Genomic DNA, 19,131 nt, shown 5'->3' with positions numbered 1-19,131 from the left:
TTAGAACTCCGTGATTTCGAAGGCGCCAGTTTCTTTTTCGTAATCTAGCAATTTGTCAGACAAGAGTTCGATATACTCGATATTGTACTCTGGGCGATTTTCTTCGACAAGTTGGCGAGCAGCGATACGACCCTCAAGTTCTGAGCTGGCATCGATTTCTAAGTAAAGCGCGCGTGTTGTTTCACGACGTGGGCTACGTTCTTTTGTTTCTTGATAAAAAACTTTGTAAATCATATAGTTCCTTTCTATTTACAGGTCAGCTTATTCCAAACTTTTAGCAGAGATTTGCTTGATTTCATTCCATTTTGTGTCTAGATTGACCTTGATTCGTTACAATTATTTCAATTATACCACAAAATGAAAGATTAGTAAAAGACGGAAACGAGAAAGTCAGGGGACGATTATTTTGGTAAGCGCTTGCAAAAATAAAGAAAATGTGTTATATTGATAATGGAAGTGAAATTTATTATTTGTCATCATTCCATATAGATTTTAAGTCAAGGAGGTTGCCCTATGTATAACTTATTTGCTTTTGCTATTGGAGCTCGCTTGGTAGCTTTTATTGTTTTTGTTGCTTGCGTTTATGGAGGGAATCTTCTATTTGCCAAACTGGAACGACGACAAACCAAGTTCTTGTGGAAAATGACCTTTGTGACTCTCTACTCGCTTTTTCTCCTCCTTGTAACCTATGTCGTTTGGTTTGTATTTTACTTTGGATTAAATGCTTAGATGCCCTGCTCATGCTAGGGCTTTTTTGTTTGGAGATAAGAAGATAATAGATTTACGACACGAAAAGTCCACCCCATTTATCCAGATGAGGTGGTTTTTGTATTTTTTAGAAATGACATGATAATGGTATTTTCAGAGCTTATTAGTTTTATGGTAATCATTCTTCTGTTCAAAAATAGAGTTGAAGCATAAAAATAAAACAATACAAACAGATAAATCAATTGGTAAAGGGATAGTAGTAATATTTAAATCATTGAGAATGCTGAGCAAACTGTAAGAGATCAAGATAATAAAATTTATCTTTCTAAAAATGTGTCTTTTATCTAGCATGACTTATCCAAACTTTTTACGGAGATCCTTTCAATTTTCTTGTTCACTTTTATATTCGGAAAAGAAAAGGAAGAGTGAGTATTTTTTTGAATTTTATTTGCGAATTATTTTTTGTTTAAGTATAGGCATTTTTGTTTAAGGATAAAGAAAATTCCCATGCGCCAGCTTTTGTAGTATAATAGTAAGCAGACAAAAAGATAGGAATGTGTTATGAAAGTATTAGCTTTTGATACGTCCAGCAAGGCTCTTTCTCTCGCTATTTTAGAGGACAAGCAGGTTCTTGCCGAGACGACGATTAATATTAAGAAAAATCACAGTATTACCCTCATGCCAGCCATTGATTTTTTGATGGAGAGTTTGGACTGGACGCCCAAGGATTTGGACCGAATCGTGGTGGCGGAAGGGCCAGGTAGCTACACAGGCTTGCGAATCGCGGTAGCCACTGCCAAGACCTTGACTCATACTCTGAACATTGAGTTAGTTGGTATGTCTAGCCTCTTGGCTCTGGTGCCATATCAACAAGAAGGCTTGTTCGTTCCTTTGATGGATGCGCGTCGCAACAATGTTTATGCAGGATTTTATGAAAATGCTAAACCTGTCATGCCAGAAGCGCACCTATCTTTTGAAGAGGTGCTAGAAAAAGTCAAAGGTGCTAGTCAGGTAACCTTTGTCGGAGAAGTTGCCCCCTTTGTGGAGCAGATTCAAGAACACTTGCCAAGGACTAATTATAAAGAAACCTTGCCAAATGCAGCTAATCTAGCTCTTTGGGCTTGGGACAAGGAAGCAGACTCCTTGCATGATTTTGTGCCAAATTACCTCAAACGTGTCGAAGCTGAGGAAAACTGGCTCAAGAATCACACCGAATCTGGCGAATCTTACATTAAACGCTTATGATAGAAATCAAACGAATCAAACAGCAACCTGATCTGGCTCAAGCCATCTACGCTGTTATGATAGCTGCTTACCCAGTCAGTCCTTGGACGCTGGAACAAATCCAAGCAGACCTGTCCCAAGACCAGACTTGGTATGTTCTGGCTTATGAGGGGGCAGAAGTGATTGGCTTTCTAGCTGTTCAGGAGAATCTTTTTGAGGCAGAAGTCCTGCAAATTGCTGTCAAAGAAGCCTATCAGGGTCAGGGAATTGCGTCAGCCTTGTTTGCTCAATTACCGATAGACAAGGAAATTTTTCTCGAAGTCAGACAGTCAAATCAACGAGCGCAAGCATTTTACAAGAAAGAAAAAATGGCAGTCATCGCTGAGCGAAAGGCCTACTACCATGACCCAGTTGAGGACGCCATTATTATGAAGAGAGAAATAGATGAAGGATAGATATATTTTAGCATTCGAGACATCCTGTGATGAGACTAGTGTCGCCGTCTTGAAAAACGACGATGAGCTCTTGTCCAATGTCATTGCTAGTCAAATTGAGAGCCATAAACGTTTTGGGGGCGTAGTGCCTGAAGTAGCTAGTCGTCACCATGTCGAGGTCATTACAGCCTGTATCGAGGAGGCATTGGCAGAAGCAGGGATTACGGAAGAGGACGTGACAGCTGTTGCGGTTACCTATGGACCGGGCTTAGTCGGAGCCTTGCTAGTTGGCTTGTCAGCTGCCAAGACCTTTGCTTGGGCTCATGGACTTCCGCTGATTCCTGTTAACCACATGGCTGGTCACCTCATGGCAGCTCAGAGTGTGGAGCCTTTGGAGTTTCCCTTGCTAGCCCTCTTGGTCAGCGGTGGACACACAGAGTTGGTTTATGTTTCGGAGGCTGGTGATTACAAGATTGTTGGGGAAACGCGAGATGACGCGGTTGGTGAGGCTTATGACAAGGTCGGTCGTGTCATGGGCTTGACCTATCCTGCAGGTCGTGAGATTGACGAGCTGGCTCATCAGGGGCAGGATATTTATGATTTCCCCCGTGCCATGATTAAGGAAGATAATCTGGAGTTTTCATTCTCTGGTTTGAAGTCAGCCTTTATCAATCTTCATCACAATGCCGAGCAAAAGGGAGAAAGCCTGTCTACAGAAGATTTGTGTGCTTCCTTCCAAGCAGCTGTCTTGGATATTCTTATGGCAAAAACTAAGAAGGCTTTGGAGAAATATCCTGTTAAAACCCTAGTTGTGGCAGGTGGTGTGGCAGCCAATAAAGGTCTCAGAGAACGCCTAGCAGCCGAAATCACTGACGTCAAGGTTATCATTCCACCTCTGCGTCTTTGCGGAGACAATGCAGGTATGATTGCCTATGCCAGCGTCAGCGAGTGGAATAAAGAAAACTTTGCAAACTTGGATCTCAATGCCAAACCAAGTCTTGCTTTTGATACGATGGAATAAAATGGAGTCGGCTTAAGGCTGGCTTTTTTGCTCGCTTAAATGTCAGAATATTTTGACAAAGCTATAAAAATGATGATATACTATATAAAAAATAGGAGGTGGTGAGATGATTGAGAGAATGGAATTGGGAGAATTTTACAAGGAATTGCGCTTGGCTAGAAAGCTCAAGCAGTCAGATGTAGCATGTGCTGGATTAACAGCCTCTCAGTTGTCCAAGTTTGAACTAGGACAGTCTATGCTGTCTGCGGATAAGCTCATATTAGCCATCCAAGGAATCAATATGAATTTTGATGAGTTTGGGCACAAGCTCAACAACTATCAAGAATCTCCACATATGCGAATTGGTAGAAGGGTTGTGGATCGCTTTGCCCATCAAGATATTGCTGGTTTAGAGCAACTGTTGGAGGAAGTCGAGCAAGAACAGATGGCGCAGACCTATCGTCGTTTGAATGCTATTGTGATTAAAAACGCACTCCATTCCTTAGATAAAAACTATCCGCTAGCAGAGGAGGATAGTGAGTTTTTGACTAACTACCTCTATGCTATTGAGTCTTGGACCTGGTTTGAACTCTATCTCTTTTGTAATACCATGCCCTTTCTGAGCAATCAAGACCTAATCTTTTTATCAACCGCTTTAATTGAGAAATCTAAAGAATTTAAAGAGTTAGTACACAATCGATTGTATATGAAGCAAGGACTCTTAAATATCTTATCAGAGCTCATGGAGCGAAAACTTTTCTCCTACATCCCAATCTTTGAAGCCGAGTTGGAGAGTATGATCCGCCCGTACGATGTTTTTGAGAAAGTATCATGGCAATTTTTAAAGAAAATGAGTATTTTTCTTCAAACCAAAGGAAGCAATCAAAAAGAGATTGAACACTTTATCCAATCTCTGCAAGTATTAGAAAATCCACAATTGACAGCCCTTTTTGAATTGCGTTTGCAGCAATACAAAGAGCTTATCGATTAGTTAGAAATGGGAAAAAGATAATAATATCAGCAACGATCGTCAATAATGTTAAAACTTGTTTCTTCATATTACTTCCCTCTTCATTAGTAATAACTTTATTATACCAGGGAAATAATCAAATCTACCAAAATCGCAAATCTGAAATTTCTATAAGAAAAAATATCAAATATGCGATTTTCTAAAATAAGCCAATTTCCGTGTTATACTGTCCTTGTAAAACATTTGAAGCAAATCCTAGGTCGCAGAAGTGGTTTATAAAAAATAATTGAAGGAGTGTAGAAGATGTTAAATTTACAATTTGCAGAAACGATGGAATTGACAGAAGCTGAGTTGCAAGATGTTAGAGGAGGCAACACTGTGGTTAACCCAGGCGGTGGAATTGGAGTAGGCTTAGGAGCACCTTGGTCAATCACTAATTTCTGGAAGAAATATTTTAACCATGATTCTTCCACTGTTAATCGTCGTCATTGATATTTAAAGCCCTTGCCTTTGTTTGGGTTAGGGCTTTCTTTATTTCGTAATATAGGAGAAAATAGGATGAAAAAGATAATCTCACGCTACTACTTTATTATAGCTGCTCTACTAGTTATTGCTGACCAGAAGTTCAGTGGTCTGGTTTTATCTAGCGACTTTGCTCTTGGTCTATCTGACTTTACCTATTATCTGTCGGATATGATGTTGAATTTTCTTGTGGTTTTATTTGCTCTTATTGTTATGATTTGGTCGGGGAAATGGCAGAAAATCAACAATAGAAAGTTTAAAAGATCCTATCTTTTCTATTCCTTCCTAGCTCTGCTTGCTTTTGTTGCTTGGAATTTTGTCACCTTTTTTCTTTTCCCACCTACTCGAAATGAAATTTCTTATCAACATGCTGCTCCTACTTTTACAGGAGCTACGGCATTTTTGATGTATTTTTTTATCCTGTGATTGCAGGTCCCATTTTTGAAGACATGATTTATCGTGGATTAGTGATGACTGCTCTGGAAAAAGGAAAGAAATGGGGGCTAGATGTACTTGGTTCCGCTGTTTTATTTGGGGTCTCGCACATTAGTAATCACGGTTGGGTCTTGACAGACTTTGTCTTCTATATGGGTGGAGGTCTTATATTTGCAGTCTTATTTAGAATGACAAAGTCAATTTATTGGCCTATTGGACTGCATATAGTATACAATGGTATTGGTCAGATTTTGATGTTACTGTAATTTTGGTTGTTAGTAGTATCGCGGTCTATCCTTGGGGAAAGATTCCCATTTGAATTTAAAAAGGAGTTGTGATGAAAGTATTTCTTCAAAATAGAAATTTTAGGCAATTAACCATCAACCAGTGGATTTCAACGGTTGGGGATACGATTTTTTATCTGGCCTTTTTGAATTATGTGGCAGATGCATCTTTTGCCCCTTTGGCGATTTTACTGATCACGATTTCAGAAACCCTTCCTCAAGTTCTGCAAATCTTTCTGGGAGTTTTGGCGGATTTTCAACATCATCGTGTCCTAAAATATACAATGATTAGTTTTGCAAAATTTTTGCTTTACTCTATCGTTTCTTTATCACTTTCAGGGCAGTCCTTTTCCTTGTTATTAGTAGCATTTATTTGTCTGATTAACCTCTTATCTGACACATTGAGTTATTTTTCAGGCGCCATGCTCACTCCGATTTTCATTAGAATTATTGGGCAAGACCATCTGGCAGAAGCTATTGGATTTAAACAGTCAACTGTTAGTTTAGTGAAAACAATCAGTAATATTCTAGGAGGAGTCTTACTAGGTATTCTATCTATCCAGTCTATTTCCTTACTGAATGCTCTGACCTTTTTAATCGCATTTTTAGGTATTCTTTTCATAAAAACAGACCTCTTGAAAGTAGAAAAAACGATTAGCTATCAAGAAGGACTCTCTGTAAAATCCTTTTGCCAGCATCTGCTCCAATCATCAAAATTGATATGGAATATGAATAAGGTGCTCTTGGTTTTGTTTATTATCTCTATTAGTCAAGCAGTGATAAATGTTACAGTTCCTGTTTCTACTCTGTTTTTGAGGAATCAGCCCTTTTTGAATTTACAAACAGGTCAATCTCTTGCCTTGTTATCCACCCTTGAATTGTCAGCCCTTATTGTCGGAAGCCTTGTGAGTGGCTATCTGAAGAATACAATCTCCATAAAACTAGCCCTATATGCCTCGCTTATTATCCAATTACTCCTTTTAGTTGGCTTTGTGGCAGTTCGTTTTGACTGGATTCTTATCTTTAGTGCCTTGGATGCCTTTTTCGCAGGTATCCTCTCTCCTCGATTACAGGAACTCATTTTTAAACAAATACCTGAGGAGTCAATGGGAGCAGTTCAATCCTCTATCGGTGCCATTACAGTTGTTTTACCTAGCTTATTTACAATAGCTTTGGTAACCATTGCTACTAGCTTTGGAACTCTGGCAGTTAGCTTTGTTTTATTGCTATTTCTTCTAGCTGCCTTTATCATACTCTTGAATATCCGTGAAAACATTTAGCGAAGAATGTGTATATTATATGTTTGAGACTGGATTCCAGTCTGTTTATGATGGCTACAATCAGCAGACTGTTAAATTTTTGAGAAAGTTGCTTGACATTTCAGACCAATCGGTTTATAATTAAAAAATGTAGAGATAAATACATGAGAAAAGAAGAAAAAACAAGACTACGAAGAGAGAAAATCATTACCGCTGCTTTGTTTGAATTTGCTACAAAAGGCTATCAAGGTTTTGTCATCAATGAACTTTGTAAAGTGGATGGTATTTCCAAAGGAGTTTTGTATCATAATTTTTCAGGGAAATCAGACCTCTATCTAACTTGTTTTCAGGAGAGTTTTGAGAAAGCTTTGGCAGTGTTTCTGGGGGTGGAAGGTCAAGTGCCCTCCTTAGCTGATTATATGGAAAGACGTCACCAATTTTATCAGCAATACCCAGAACATAGCCACATTTTCTTTGAGGCAATGATTGCGACACCAGAAGAATTGGAAGCAGACATTGCACCACAGAAAGCTATCTTTTTGGACTTGAATGAACAAGTTTGTCAAAAACTTATATCAGAATCCAAACTGAAAGAGCATATTGATGAGAAACGAGCTATGGACTATCTGCGATTGATTCAGGATATGTTTCGTTCCTATTATTTAACTGTTTCGTCAGATAGCAGTTTGCCTGACTTGGTTTCAGGATATGAACATCAATTATCACAGGTTTTGGATATGATGATTTATGGAATACTAGAGGAAGATTCCTCTAAAAAAGGAGAAAAATAATGTCGAAAATTTGGAAATGGTTGTTACTAATTGCGGGTATTTTTGCAGTTTTTGTAGGTTTTAATATGTTTGCACATCCTCTTATTAGCTTGGCTTCCATGACTTTCTGGTTTGCACTTGTATTTGCAGTTCAAGGGATTTCTGAGATTGTACAATACTTCAAATCAGAAGAAAAGCATGGCTGGAATTTATTTGGAGGAATTGTTACCCTCATCCTCGCTCTTACCTTGTTCTCAGGTAGCTTTATTGAAATGGTAACATTTGTACCATTTATCATTTCTTTATGGGCCTTGACAAATGGTATTACAAAAACTATCGTTGGTTTCAAGGTTCGTAAGACGGATAAATCGGTAGGTACCCCTCTAGTTTGGATGGGGATTTTAGGAATCGTAGCAGGTTTAATCATGATGGGACACCCATTGATGACCGGTCTCTATATTAGTTACACCATTGCCTTTGTCTTTATTTATCAAGGTATTGTGGCAATTGTTCAATTCTTCAAGATTAAATAAGAATAAAATGGAGTCTGTCTGATTACAATCAGCAGACTTTTTTCTCTTTCCTGAATGTGTTATAATAGTCCATGCTATGGCTGGAGCCTTTTCAGCCTACTTATACTCTTCGAAAATCTCTTCAAACTGCGTCAGCTTCTATCTGCAACCTCAAAACAATGTTTTGAGCAACCTGTGGCCAGCTTTCTAGTTTGCTCTTTGATTTTCATTGAGTATTATTAAGACAATATGAGGAGAAAGATGAAAGAAAAAGGATTTTGGGAGGGGGCGCAGGCGGCCATGCCAACGGCCCTTGGTTATGTCAGTATTGGCTTGGCCTGTGGGATTATCGGTGCGCCCTATGTGACACCTGTTGAGATGGGCTTGATGAGCCTCTTTGTTTATGCTGGGAGTGCCCAGTTTGCCATGTTGGCACTGATTGCGGTTCAAGCACCTGTGGCAGCTATTGCTATGACGGTCTTTTTGATTAATTTGCGTCTCTTTTTGTTGAGTTTGCATGCGTCAACCTATTTCCGTCATACCAGTCTCTGGCAAAATATCGGTATGTCTAGTCTCTTGACGGATGAGACTTATGGCGTTTTGATGGGCGAGTTAGCCCATACAGACAAGGTCAATCCTATGTGGATGCACGGAAACAATCTCAACAGCTATGTGGCTTGGTTTGTGGGAACAGTTGTCGGAACGGCTCTGGGTGGTCTGCTGCCAAATCCAGAAATCTTTGGCTTGGATTTTGCCCTGGTTGGGATGTTCATTGGAATTTTTGCTTCGCAATTCCAGATTATGCAAAGACGGATTCCTGTCCGCAATCTGCTCATTATCCTAGCAGTTGTTGCGGTGTCCTTCTTTTTACTCTTAACAGTGGTGTCTCAGTCGCTAGCTGTTCTGTTTGCGACCTTGCTAGGTTGTACAATGGGGGTGGTTTTAGATGGTCAGTAAGTATCTTTTATTAGCAGTTATTTTCTCTGGCTTGGTGACTTGGATTCCCCGTATGATTCCCTTCATCTTGGTCAAGTATAAGGGCTTGCCTGCGATCGTTGAGCGTTTTTTGAAGTTCTTGCCCGTTTCTATTATCTTTGCCTTGATTCTTTCAAGTGTAGTGACAGGCAAGGTTGGGAGTCTTCCTCAAATCAAATGGCTAGACTTCTTAGCTGTCTTTCCAACAGCTTGGGTAGCCTTTCGCTACCGCAATCTAGTCGGAACAGTTCTCTTTGGAGTAGTCTTGATTGCCGTCTTGCGTTTGGCCTTTTAAATCAACTATAAAGAAAACTTATCACAGAGATAGATATCATATAATGGCGTAAATAGTCTTTTTTTGTTAAAATTAGAAGGTATTTTATTTTGGAGGAAATGACATGAAAAAAATCGTTAAATACTCATCTCTTGCTGCCTTAGGACTTGTTGCTGCAGGTGTGTTAGCAGCTTGCTCAGGTGGTGCGAAAAAAGAAGGAGAAGCAGCTAGCAAGAAAGAAATTATTGTTGCAACTAACGGATCACCAAAACCATTTATCTATGAAGAAAATGGCGAATTGACTGGTTACGAGATTGAAGTGGTTCGTGCTATCTTTAAAGACTCTGACAAGTATGATGTCAAGTTTGAAAAGACAGAATGGTCAGGTGTCTTTGCAGGTCTTGATGCTGACCGCTACAATATGGCTGTAAACAATCTTAGTTACACTAAAGAACGTGCGGAGAAATACCTCTATGCCGCACCAATTGCCCAAAACCCTAATGTCCTTGTAGTGAAGAAAGATGACAACAGCATCAAGTCTCTCGATGATATCGGTGGAAAATCGACGGAAGTTGTTCAAGCTACTACATCAGCTAAACAGTTGGAAGAATATAACAAACAACATGCAGATAATCCAACTATCCTTAACTACACTAAAGCGGACTTCCAACAAATCATGGTACGTTTGAGTGATGGTCAATTCGACTACAAGATTTTTGATAAAATCGGTGTTGAAACAGTTATCAAAAACCAAGGGTTGGATAACTTGAAAGTCATTGAGCTTCCAAGCGACCAACAACCTTACGTTTACCCACTTCTTGCTAAAGGTCAAGATGAGTTGAAAACATTTGTAGACAAACGTATTCAAGAACTCTACAAAGATGGAACGCTTGAAAAATTGTCTAAACAATTCTTCGGTGACACTTATCTACCAGCAGAAGCAGATATTAAATAATTTCTTGAAATCATCCATTCTGATGAAGATGGGTGATTTCTCAGTTTTTAGGGATATAGTTTTAAACTATACATCTGCCTATCTAATAACAATTTGTGGAATCAAACAAATTGTGAGATACTAGTACGGTATTATTTTTAAGGAGAAAGAATCATGAAAATCAAAAAATGGCTTGGTGTAGCAGCCCTTGCTACAGTCGCAGGTTTGGCTCTTGCAGCTTGCGGAAACTCAGAAAAGAAAGCAGACAATGCAACAACTATCAAAATCGCAACGGTTAACCGTAGCGGTTCTGAAGAAAAACGTTGGGACAAAATCCAAGAATTGGTTAAAAAAGATGGTATCACTTTGGAATTTACAGAGTTCACAGACTACTCACAACCAAACAAGGCAACTGCTGATGGCGAAGTAGACTTGAACGCTTTCCAACACTATAACTTCTTGAACAACTGGAACAAAGAAAACGGGAAAGACCTTGTAGCGATTGCAGATACGTACATCTCACCAATCCGTCTTTATTCAGGATTAAATGGCAGCGACAACAAGTACACTAAAGTAGAAGATATCCCAGCTAACGGAGAAATCGCTGTACCGAACGACGCTACAAACGAAAGCCGTGCGCTTTACTTGCTGCAATCAGCTGGCTTGATTAAATTGGACGTTTCAGGAACTGCGCTTGCGACAATCGCAAACATCACAGAAAATCCAAAGAACTTGAAAATCACTGAATTGGACGCTAGCCAAACAGCTCGTTCATTGTCATCAGTTGACGCTGCTGTTGTAAACAATACCTTCGTTACAGAAGCAAAATTGGACTACAAGAAAGCACTTTTCAAAGAACAAGCTGATGAAAATTCAAAACAATGGTACAACATCATCGTTGCGAAAAAAGATTGGGAAACATCACCAAAAGCTGATGCTATCAAGAAAGTGATCGCAGCTTACCACACAGATGACGTGAAAAAAGTTATCGAAGAAACATCAGACGGTTTGGATCAACCAGTTTGGTAATAAACACAGGGAGGTGGGAGAGATTTTTCCACCTCTTGCTTTTGTATAGAGCATGAATTGTAAAGAAGACTATAGGTTCATAGAAAGGTAGAGAGAATATGGTTTTTCCTAGCGAACAAGAACAGATTGAAAAATTTGAAAAGGATCATGTTGCCCAACATTATTTTGAGGTTTTGCGTACCTTGATTTCTAAGAAATCAGTCTTTGCCCAGCAGGTTGGACTTAAGGAAGTTGCCAACTATCTGGGTGAGATTTTCAAGCGTGTGGGGGCTGAAGTGGAGATTGATGAGACTTATACAGCGCCCTTTGTCATGGCGCATTTCAAGAGTTCGCGTCCAGATGCCAAGACCCTGATTTTCTATAACCACTATGACACCGTGCCAGCGGATGGCGACCAGGTCTGGACAGAAGATCCCTTTACGCTTTCGGTCCGCAATGGCTTCATGTATGGGCGTGGGGTTGATGACGACAAGGGTCATATCACAGCTCGCTTGAGTGCGTTGAGAAAATATATGCAGCACCATGATGACCTGCCTGTCAATATCAGCTTTATCATGGAGGGAGCGGAGGAATCGGCTTCGACAGACCTAGATAAGTATTTGGAAAAACATGCGGATACACTCCGTGGAGCGGATTTGTTGGTCTGGGAACAAGGGACCAAAAATGCCTTGGAACAGCTGGAAATTTCTGGTGGAAATAAGGGGATTGTGACCTTTGATGCCAAGGTCAAAAGTGCTGACGTAGATATCCACTCCAGCTATGGTGGGGTTGTGGAGTCAGCTCCATGGTATCTCCTTCAAGCCTTACAGTCTCTTCGTGCCGCAGATGGCCGTATCTTGGTTGAAGGTTTGTACGAAGAAGTTCAAGAACCAAATGAACGAGAATTGGCCTTGGTGGACACTTACGCCCAACGTAATCCAGGGGAAATCAGCCAAATTTATGGTTTGGAATTGCCTCTCTTACAAGAGGACCGCGCAGCCTTTCTAAAACGTTTCTTTTTTGAACCTGCTCTCAATATCGAAGGGATTCAGTCAGGTTATCAAGGGCAAGGAGTCAAAACAATTTTGCCGGCTGAGGCTAGTGCCAAGCTAGAGGTTCGTTTGGTTCCTGGCTTAGAACCGCATGATGTTTTGGAGAAAATCCGAAAACAACTAGACAAAAACGGCTTTGATAAGGTAGAATTATACTATACCTTGGGAGAGATGAGCTATCGAAGCGATATGAGTGCACCAGCCATTCTCAATGTGATCGAGTTGGCCAAGAAATTCTATCCACAGGGCGTATCGGTCTTGCCAACTACAGCTGGGACAGGGCCTATGCATACGGTCTTTGCTGCCCTAGAGGTGCCAATGGTGGCCTTCGGTCTAGGAAATGCCAACAGCCGAGATCACGGTGGAGATGAAAATGTGCGCATCGCCGATTATTACACCCATATTGAATTAGTAGAGGAGCTGATTAGAAGCTATGAGTAGAGATATTATTAAGTTAGATCAGATCGATGTGACTTTTCACCAAAAGAAAAGAACCATCACAGCGGTCAAGGATGTGACCATTCACATTCAAGAAGGGGATATCTATGGAATCGTTGGATATTCTGGAGCAGGGAAATCAACCCTTGTACGGGTAATTAACCTCTTGCAAAAACCATCTGCAGGGAAAATTACCATTGATGACGATGTGATTTTTGATAGCAAGGTGACTTTGACGGCCGAGCAGTTGCGTCGTAAACGTCAAGATATTGGAATGATTTTCCAGCATTTTAACCTGATGAGTCAGAAGACGGCAGAGGAGAATGTAGCCTTTGCTCTCAAACACTCTGGACTCAGCAAGGAAGAAAAGGAGGCTAAAGTAGCTAAACTGCTGAACTTGGTTGGCTTGGCAGACCGTGCTGAAAACTACCCTTCACAGCTTTCTGGAGGTCAAAAACAACGTGTGGCTATTGCGCGTGCCTTGGCAAATGATCCAAAAATCTTGATTTCAGATGAATCAACTTCTGCCCTTGACCCTAAGACAACCAAGCAAATCTTAGCCTTGTTGCAAGATTTGAACCAAAAATTAGGTTTGACCGTTGTCTTGATTACGCATGAAATGCAGATTGTCAAAGACATTGCCAACCGTGTAGCCGTTATGCAAGACGGTCGCTTGATTGAAGAAGGTAGCGTACTTGAAATCTTCTCAGATCCTAAGCAACCTTTGACTCAAGACTTTATCTCGACTGCGACAGGTATTGACGAAGCCATGGTCAAGATCGAGAAACAAGAAATCGTAGAGCACTTATCTGACAATAGTATTCTGGTACAACTCAAGTATGCAGGAGCTTCTACAGATGAGCCGCTTTTAAATGAATTGTATAAGCACTACCAAGTAACAGCTAATATCCTCTATGGGAATATCGAAATCCTCGATGGAACTCCTGTTGGAGAATTAGTTGTGGTCTTGTCCGGTGAAAAAGTAGCCTTGGCAAGCGCTCAAGAGGCCATCCGTCAGGCTGGTGTGCAACTAAAAGTATTGAAGGGAGGACAGTAAAATGACAGAGTTGATTCAAACTTATCTACCAAATGTCTATAAAATGGGTTGGTCTGGTCAAGCCGGCTGGGGGACAGCTATCTACTTGACTCTTTATATGACGGTTCTTTCCTTTATCATCGGAGGTTTCTTGGGGCTAGTGGCAGGTCTCTTCCTTGTCTTGACAGCTCCAGGTGGTGTCTTGGAAAATAAAGTAGTTTTCTGGATTTTGGATAAGATTACCTCTATTTTCCGTGCGGTACCATTTATCATTCTCTTGGCAGTCTTGTCACCCTTCTCCCATCTAATCGTAGGAACAAGCATTGGTCCAAATGCGGCTATCGTACCGCTATCTTTTGCAGTCTTTGCCTTCTTTGCCCGTCAAGTACAAGTGGTATTGGCTGAGCTAGATGGTGGTGTCATTGAGGCAGCTCAAGCGAGCGGAGCGACCTTCTGGGACATCGTGGGAGTTTACCTATCCGAAGGTCTTCCAGATTTGATCCGTGTAACGACTGTAACCTTGATTTCACTAGTCGGTGAAACAGCCATGGCGGGAGCGGTTGGAGCAGGTGGTATCGGTAACGTAGCCATCGCCTATGGATTTAACCGCTACAATCACGATGTGACCATCTTGGCAACCATCATTATCATTTTGATTATCTTTACAATCCAGTTCTTGGGAGATTTCTTGACCAAGAAATTGAGCCATAAATAAAGAGAATTAGGCCATCTGTACATCATTCATAGGAGTTGTCGTTATAGTCAAGACTTGAAATTTTCTGTACTGGTTGCTATCAACCGTTACTTTTATGAGTTAGAGAGTTAAGCATTGTGGGGAGTCAATATGCAAAATCTGGGAGAAGTTTTTAAAGAATTGAGAAAGAGTCGGAATGTATCTCTACAGGAGGCGACGGGAGGAGAGTTTACTTATTCCATGCTGAGCAAATTTGAGCGCGGAGAAGCAGACTTATCCTCTATGAAATTGATTACTGCCTTAGATAACATCCACTCTGATTTGAATGAATTTATGTACTTGGTACGTGGTTTTTCTCAGAAAAAGGCTTTGGCTTTTCAAGAAAATCTTTGGGATTTATATGACAGAGAAGGGATTGATTCTCTCCAATCCTTGTATGAAGAGACGACTCAAAAGTACAGATCAAGTGATGAAAAAAGCTACCTCTTACAAATGATTCGTATCAAGAGCTTTCTCGTATTTTTTGATTCAGAAATAAGAGCAACGGATGAAGAACTGACTTTTCTCTATGACTATTTTTTTACTATTGACATCTGGGGAAATTATGAATTGGAACTATTTTCAACGATTTCTACTTTGTTTCCTCTGCCCCTCTATTTTAAATATTCTAGGGAGATGTTACAAAAGACGGATTTATTAGGCTCTTTACCTAGTAACAAAGTTGGTATTGATACCATTTTGATTAATGGACTCTTTAAAGCGATAGAGGAAAAGGATAAATTAAAAGCAGATTATTTTATCTTTCAGATTGAAAAACGAGAATTGCCAGAATCTCAAGCTTATCTTAAAATCATTTATATGATTGCTAAAGGGTATTATGATACTATTTTTAATGTAAAAAATAAGGGACTTGAAAAAATCCGGAGGGGCATTACAATCTTACAAGATTTAGAGTATGTAGATGGTGCAAGATACTATGAAAACTATTTTGCAAATCAGCTTTCAGATAAAGATTTGTAATATATTCTCGTTACATCGATTGACGAAAAATAAATTGCCTTGTAGCTGGATTGATAATTGTTAGTATCTAAGATATATAGTTTCTATTTTCAAAAAAATATATTACAAAAAAGTGGGGCCTCCCGCTTTTTTTGTTATACTGGCTTCAATAGAATACTATTTGACACTCAATGAAAATCAAAAAGCAAACTAGGAAGCTAGCCACAGACAGTACTGGAGTACGGCAAGGCGAAGCTGACGTGGTTTGAAGAGATTTTCGAAGAGTATGAAATATGAGAGAGGTCTGTTATGAACCTATTTTTAAAACATCATTTATTTAGAATACTTACCTTATCAAGGTTTTTGAGCTCAAGTGGAGCTTATATTTATAATCTGGTATTTATCGTTTATGCTGCGAGTCTACCCTTTAAAAATATAGCTGTATTTATGGCGAATATGATTACGATTTTACCTTTCCTATTTACTTTTTATGTTGGGATTAAGGCTGATCATACTCGGAATAAAGCAAGGACAATTATCTGGGTTGGTTGTGTGCAAAGTCTACTATTTCTTTTGATTGCTAGTGTGATTCATGACCAGAACTTCGCAACGTTTGCTTTTATCTGTATGGTTAATATTTGTTCAGATATTTTATCGGATTATACAGCAGGCCTTCGTATGCCGATTATCCAGCATAATATTTCGGAAGATAAGCTCTATGAAGCTTATTCCTTTACTCAGTTTGTTTCCTATTTATCAAATCTAGGAGGTCAAGCCTTAGGAGTGTGGTTACTTACAACCAGTCATCAAAATTTTTCTTTTGTTGCGATTGTGAATGCTGGTTTCTTTTTACTATCTTCTCTCATTTTGTTCAAAAATAGAAGAGAATTGACGCATTTGTCTATAACGGTAGAGAATGAGCCTATTCCTTTACTTCAACAAGTTAAGGAAATCTATGCGGACATGGATGATATCTTTAGGCAGAGAGAAAGTAAATCTTTGTTTAAAATAATCCTTGTCATTTTAGTCATGAATACTTTGGGAGGAGCTGTTGGAGGTATTTATCACTTTTACTTATTAGACCATACTATCTATCATCTCAGCTATGCTCAGGCCCTATTTTTAATTGAATGTGTTAGCTTGGGAGGAGCTATTCTCGGTAGCCTAACTCCTCATGATTATTTTGGGAAATGGTCGTTTTCAAGTTTGCTATCGCTCAATGCAAGTCTGTTTGTCTTACTTGCTACTGCTAATATGTTAAATTTTTCTCCTCTAGTAGGTGTTGCTTGCTTAGCCTTTGTCATGTATTTGATGTCGAAATCAATGCCTAAATTAGATACTCTGTTATTGTCTAATTTGAGCGCGGATATATTGGCTAGAAGTAATAATCTCTTGAGTATGATTTTTTCCTTAACATTACCCTTGGGGATGTCTGTATTTTCCTTCTTAGCTTTACAAGATATCAGGCTTTGTTGGTGGGTGTTTTTGGTAGTGAGTATGATAGGGTTCATTTTATCACTAGAAAAAAGAAGTTTTTTAGGTAAAAGATTTTAACCTAGAAGCTCAGAATTACTAGAAGAACTGTCAGATTTGATCCGTGTGACGACTGTGACCCTGATTTTCATTGAGTATTAACCGCTACAATCACGATGTGACCATCTTGGCAACCATCATTATCATTTTGATTATCTTTACAATCCAATTCTTGGGAGATTTCTTGACCAAGTCTTGAGCCATAAATAAAAAGAACTAGGCAATTTGTACATCATTCTTAGGAGTTGTCGTATAGTAAAGACTTAAAATTCTCTGTACTAGCTGCTATCAACCGTTACTTTTATGAGTTAGAGAGTTAAGAATTGTGGGGAGTCAATATGCAAAATCTGGGAGAAGTTTTAAAGAATTGAGAAAGAGTCGGAATCTATCTCTATAGGAGGCGACGGGAGGAGAGTTTACTTATTCCATGCTGAGCGAATTTGAGCGTGGAGAAGCAGACTTATCATCTATGAAATTGATTACGGCCCTAGATAACATTCACTCTGATTTGAATGATATTTCACACGGAGTCTATTGCTATATTAGAATATCTAGCTAATCAATCTGTATTACCATTTTTAGTTTTAAATCGATCAATATTATTGCACGATTTACTCATTACTAAAGCTATTTAGCGATGTATACTTAGTAGTGTAAAGATGATTATCTAAAAAAAGAAAGGAGAGTTGATTATGACTAAACATATTCATAAATGTGAAGAAATTGATAGTCTTGATTTTGAAGTAAACGAGCAAGAGCTTTCGGGCAAATCAGGTTCAGGTTGGTTCACGGCAGTTCAAATAAGTCTAGCAGATAGTTGTGGTCGATGTTTCACATGTTCTTATGAATGTACAAGTAATAATGTTAATTGTTAATTTAGGAAGTATATATGTTTCTTGAGATGTGTAAATTTTCCTTGTTATAGTTGACTGATATAGAGTTAAATGATAAATTATAGGAGGAACAAAATGAAAGAAAATTATGTAGAAGTTGATAGCTTGCGTCATGAAATTGACAATCAAGAACTATCAGGTAATTCTGCAGCTGGATTCAGAATGTCCGCTGTAGATAGAATGAACAAGATTGGAGAGTAAGATGGAAGGAATTATTGGAACACTTGAGTTTTATGCTCCCGTATTGATTCTAGGAGCATCTATTATTGGTATCGTCTACGTTATGAAAAAACGAAAAGAACGAAAATGATGTATATTTAAAAAGCCATACTAGTTTATGGCTTTTTTACTTGTCTTTAGAGAGATTATGCACGAATTACTCATGATATTAAAGCTCAGATTGATTATAATAGTCTTGTAAAATAGAAATGGAGGAATATTTATGTCACAATTAGTTGTAAAAAATTTAAATAAAGAGTTTGGGGAGGGAGATAGCCTAGTTCATGCTTTATCGGATGTTAATCTCTCTGTAAAGACAGGAGAATTTCTTGCTATTATGGGAGCAAGCGGCAGTGGAAAAACAACTTTGTTAAACTGTATTTCAACAATTGATAAGCCGACGTCAGGTGATATTTCCTTTGAGGGATTTGATATCATCAATGCAACAGATAATCAATTGGCAAACTATCGCTCACAAAATATTTCCTATATCTTTCAATCTTATAATTTAGTTGAAACTTTAACAGTTTATGAGAATATTGTCTTACCATTACAAATTCAAGGGAAAAAAGTTTCTGATTGTCATTTAATAATAGAAAATATCCTAGAAAAATTATCAATCGGTCAATTACGAAATAAATTTCCCAATCAATTATCAGGAGGACAAAGACAGCGTGTTGCCACCGCACGTGCTCTAATTGATGAATCTAAACTGCTTATTGCAGATGAACCAACAGGTGCTTTAGATTCGGCTAACTCAGAAAATTTAATGGCTCTTCTGCAAGAGATTAATCAAGTTTTTGGCATTACCATTTTAATGGTGACACATGATCCGGCAGCAGCTAAGTATTCATCACGGATTATTCTATTAAAGGATGGACAAGTTACAGCAGATATGTACCGCCATTCTTTATCAAATGAAGAATATTTACAAGAAATTTATAAACATACACGATAA

The 19,131-nt window shown here is 38.9% G+C and carries 23 protein-coding genes and 2 pseudogenes; 24 read left to right on the top strand and 1 reads right to left on the bottom strand.

The annotated features are described in order from the left end of the window. Window positions 1-234 carry a DNA-dependent RNA polymerase subunit epsilon gene (locus tag UKS_RS09125; RefSeq protein ID WP_050111935.1) on the bottom strand — a complete coding sequence of 78 codons (234 nt, stop codon included), beginning with the start codon at window positions 232-234 and terminating at the stop codon, window positions 1-3. Between the two features lie 279 nt (window positions 235-513). Between UKS_RS09125 and UKS_RS09120 the strand changes: the two genes are divergently transcribed. The 24 genes and pseudogenes from UKS_RS09120 to UKS_RS09005 all read left to right on the top strand — a co-directional run bounded on the left by UKS_RS09120 (window position 514) and on the right by UKS_RS09005 (window position 19,131). Next, window positions 514-729 carry a hypothetical protein gene (locus UKS_RS09120; protein ID WP_049495446.1) on the top strand — a complete coding sequence of 72 codons (216 nt, stop codon included), beginning with the start codon at window positions 514-516 and terminating at the stop codon, window positions 727-729. Window positions 730-1,269: 540 nt separating this feature from the next. Beyond that, a complete protein-coding gene (gene tsaB / locus UKS_RS09110; RefSeq protein WP_156012845.1) occupies window positions 1,270-1,953 on the top strand; it encodes a tRNA (adenosine(37)-N6)-threonylcarbamoyltransferase complex dimerization subunit type 1 TsaB in 684 nt (227 codons plus the stop codon). Next, window positions 1,950-2,387 carry a ribosomal protein S18-alanine N-acetyltransferase gene (gene rimI, locus UKS_RS09105; RefSeq protein WP_156012842.1) on the top strand — a complete coding sequence of 146 codons (438 nt, stop codon included), beginning with the start codon at window positions 1,950-1,952 and terminating at the stop codon, window positions 2,385-2,387. Before tsaB ends, rimI begins: the two co-directional genes overlap by 4 nt. After that, a complete protein-coding gene (gene tsaD / locus UKS_RS09100) occupies window positions 2,377-3,387 on the top strand; it encodes a tRNA (adenosine(37)-N6)-threonylcarbamoyltransferase complex transferase subunit TsaD (protein ID WP_156012840.1) in 1,011 nt (336 codons plus the stop codon). Before rimI ends, tsaD begins: the two co-directional genes overlap by 11 nt. A 106-nt stretch (window positions 3,388-3,493) precedes the next feature. Next, the gene (locus tag UKS_RS09095; protein WP_156012838.1) at window positions 3,494-4,357 is read left to right on the top strand and encodes an XRE/MutR family transcriptional regulator; all 864 of its coding nucleotides are present in this window, start codon (window positions 3,494-3,496) and stop codon (window positions 4,355-4,357) included. Window positions 4,358-4,639: 282 nt separating this feature from the next. After that, complete coding sequence (locus tag UKS_RS09090; RefSeq protein WP_049495454.1) at window positions 4,640-4,828, top strand: peptide pheromone VP1; 189 nt, start codon at window positions 4,640-4,642, stop codon at window positions 4,826-4,828. A gap of 66 nt (window positions 4,829-4,894) precedes the next feature. Further along, window positions 4,895-5,559, top strand: a pseudogene (locus tag UKS_RS09085) (CPBP family intramembrane glutamic endopeptidase). A gap of 71 nt (window positions 5,560-5,630) precedes the next feature. Next, a complete protein-coding gene (locus UKS_RS09080) occupies window positions 5,631-6,857 on the top strand; it encodes an MFS transporter (protein ID WP_004254988.1) in 1,227 nt (408 codons plus the stop codon). 143 nt (window positions 6,858-7,000) lie between these two features. Next, complete coding sequence (locus UKS_RS09075) at window positions 7,001-7,627, top strand: TetR/AcrR family transcriptional regulator (protein ID WP_001224323.1); 627 nt, start codon at window positions 7,001-7,003, stop codon at window positions 7,625-7,627. Next, on the top strand, window positions 7,627-8,139 hold the full coding sequence (locus tag UKS_RS09070) for an HdeD family acid-resistance protein (protein WP_000036821.1): 513 nt from the start codon (window positions 7,627-7,629) through the stop codon (window positions 8,137-8,139). The genes UKS_RS09075 and UKS_RS09070 overlap by 1 nt, the downstream gene beginning before the upstream one ends. A gap of 240 nt (window positions 8,140-8,379) precedes the next feature. After that, the gene (locus UKS_RS09065; RefSeq protein WP_000659743.1) at window positions 8,380-9,075 is read left to right on the top strand and encodes an AzlC family ABC transporter permease; all 696 of its coding nucleotides are present in this window, start codon (window positions 8,380-8,382) and stop codon (window positions 9,073-9,075) included. Beyond that, complete coding sequence (locus UKS_RS09060; RefSeq protein WP_049495458.1) at window positions 9,065-9,388, top strand: AzlD domain-containing protein; 324 nt, start codon at window positions 9,065-9,067, stop codon at window positions 9,386-9,388. The genes UKS_RS09065 and UKS_RS09060 overlap by 11 nt, the downstream gene beginning before the upstream one ends. A gap of 103 nt (window positions 9,389-9,491) precedes the next feature. Beyond that, window positions 9,492-10,322 (top strand): amino acid ABC transporter substrate-binding protein, encoded by an 831-nt coding sequence (locus UKS_RS09055; RefSeq protein ID WP_049495460.1) that lies wholly within the window; start codon window positions 9,492-9,494, stop codon window positions 10,320-10,322. Window positions 10,323-10,475: 153 nt separating this feature from the next. Continuing rightward, window positions 10,476-11,330 carry a MetQ/NlpA family ABC transporter substrate-binding protein gene (locus tag UKS_RS09050; protein ID WP_049495461.1) on the top strand — a complete coding sequence of 285 codons (855 nt, stop codon included), beginning with the start codon at window positions 10,476-10,478 and terminating at the stop codon, window positions 11,328-11,330. Window positions 11,331-11,428: 98 nt separating this feature from the next. Continuing rightward, window positions 11,429-12,802, top strand: a complete 1,374-nt coding sequence (locus UKS_RS09045; protein ID WP_156012836.1) for a M20 family metallopeptidase — start codon at window positions 11,429-11,431, stop codon at window positions 12,800-12,802. Further along, a complete protein-coding gene (locus UKS_RS09040; RefSeq protein ID WP_156012834.1) occupies window positions 12,795-13,856 on the top strand; it encodes a methionine ABC transporter ATP-binding protein in 1,062 nt (353 codons plus the stop codon). Before UKS_RS09045 ends, UKS_RS09040 begins: the two co-directional genes overlap by 8 nt. 1 nt (window position 13,857) lies before the next feature. After that, window positions 13,858-14,550 carry a methionine ABC transporter permease gene (locus UKS_RS09035; RefSeq protein ID WP_156012832.1) on the top strand — a complete coding sequence of 231 codons (693 nt, stop codon included), beginning with the start codon at window positions 13,858-13,860 and terminating at the stop codon, window positions 14,548-14,550. Window positions 14,551-14,898: 348 nt separating this feature from the next. After that, window positions 14,899-15,549, top strand: coding sequence for an Rgg family transcriptional regulator (locus tag UKS_RS09030; RefSeq protein ID WP_232049742.1), 651 nt, complete (start codon window positions 14,899-14,901; stop codon window positions 15,547-15,549). A 288-nt stretch (window positions 15,550-15,837) separates the two neighbouring features. Next, the gene (locus tag UKS_RS09025; RefSeq protein ID WP_156012828.1) at window positions 15,838-17,082 is read left to right on the top strand and encodes a transporter; all 1,245 of its coding nucleotides are present in this window, start codon (window positions 15,838-15,840) and stop codon (window positions 17,080-17,082) included. Between the two features lie 76 nt (window positions 17,083-17,158). Then, a pseudogene (locus tag UKS_RS10030) lies at window positions 17,159-17,271 on the top strand (ABC transporter permease); the annotation flags it as partial. 217 nt (window positions 17,272-17,488) lie between these two features. Beyond that, window positions 17,489-17,620: a hypothetical protein gene (locus UKS_RS09945; RefSeq protein WP_269472449.1), complete on the top strand. Its 132-nt coding sequence runs from the start codon at window positions 17,489-17,491 to the stop codon at window positions 17,618-17,620. A gap of 133 nt (window positions 17,621-17,753) precedes the next feature. Beyond that, window positions 17,754-17,936 carry a salivaricin M family lantibiotic gene (slmA, locus tag UKS_RS09010; protein WP_117304476.1) on the top strand — a complete coding sequence of 61 codons (183 nt, stop codon included), beginning with the start codon at window positions 17,754-17,756 and terminating at the stop codon, window positions 17,934-17,936. A 93-nt stretch (window positions 17,937-18,029) separates the two neighbouring features. Next, a complete protein-coding gene (locus UKS_RS09940; RefSeq protein WP_269472448.1) occupies window positions 18,030-18,155 on the top strand; it encodes a hypothetical protein in 126 nt (41 codons plus the stop codon). Window positions 18,156-18,396: 241 nt separating this feature from the next. Then, on the top strand, window positions 18,397-19,131 hold the full coding sequence (locus tag UKS_RS09005) for an ABC transporter ATP-binding protein (RefSeq protein ID WP_156012826.1): 735 nt from the start codon (window positions 18,397-18,399) through the stop codon (window positions 19,129-19,131).

Source organism: Streptococcus sp. 116-D4 (assembly GCF_009731465.1).
In the GTDB taxonomy this organism is placed as follows: Bacteria; Bacillota; Bacilli; order Lactobacillales; family Streptococcaceae; genus Streptococcus; species Streptococcus pseudopneumoniae_E.
This window is presented reverse-complemented; position numbering and strand designations above follow the sequence as displayed.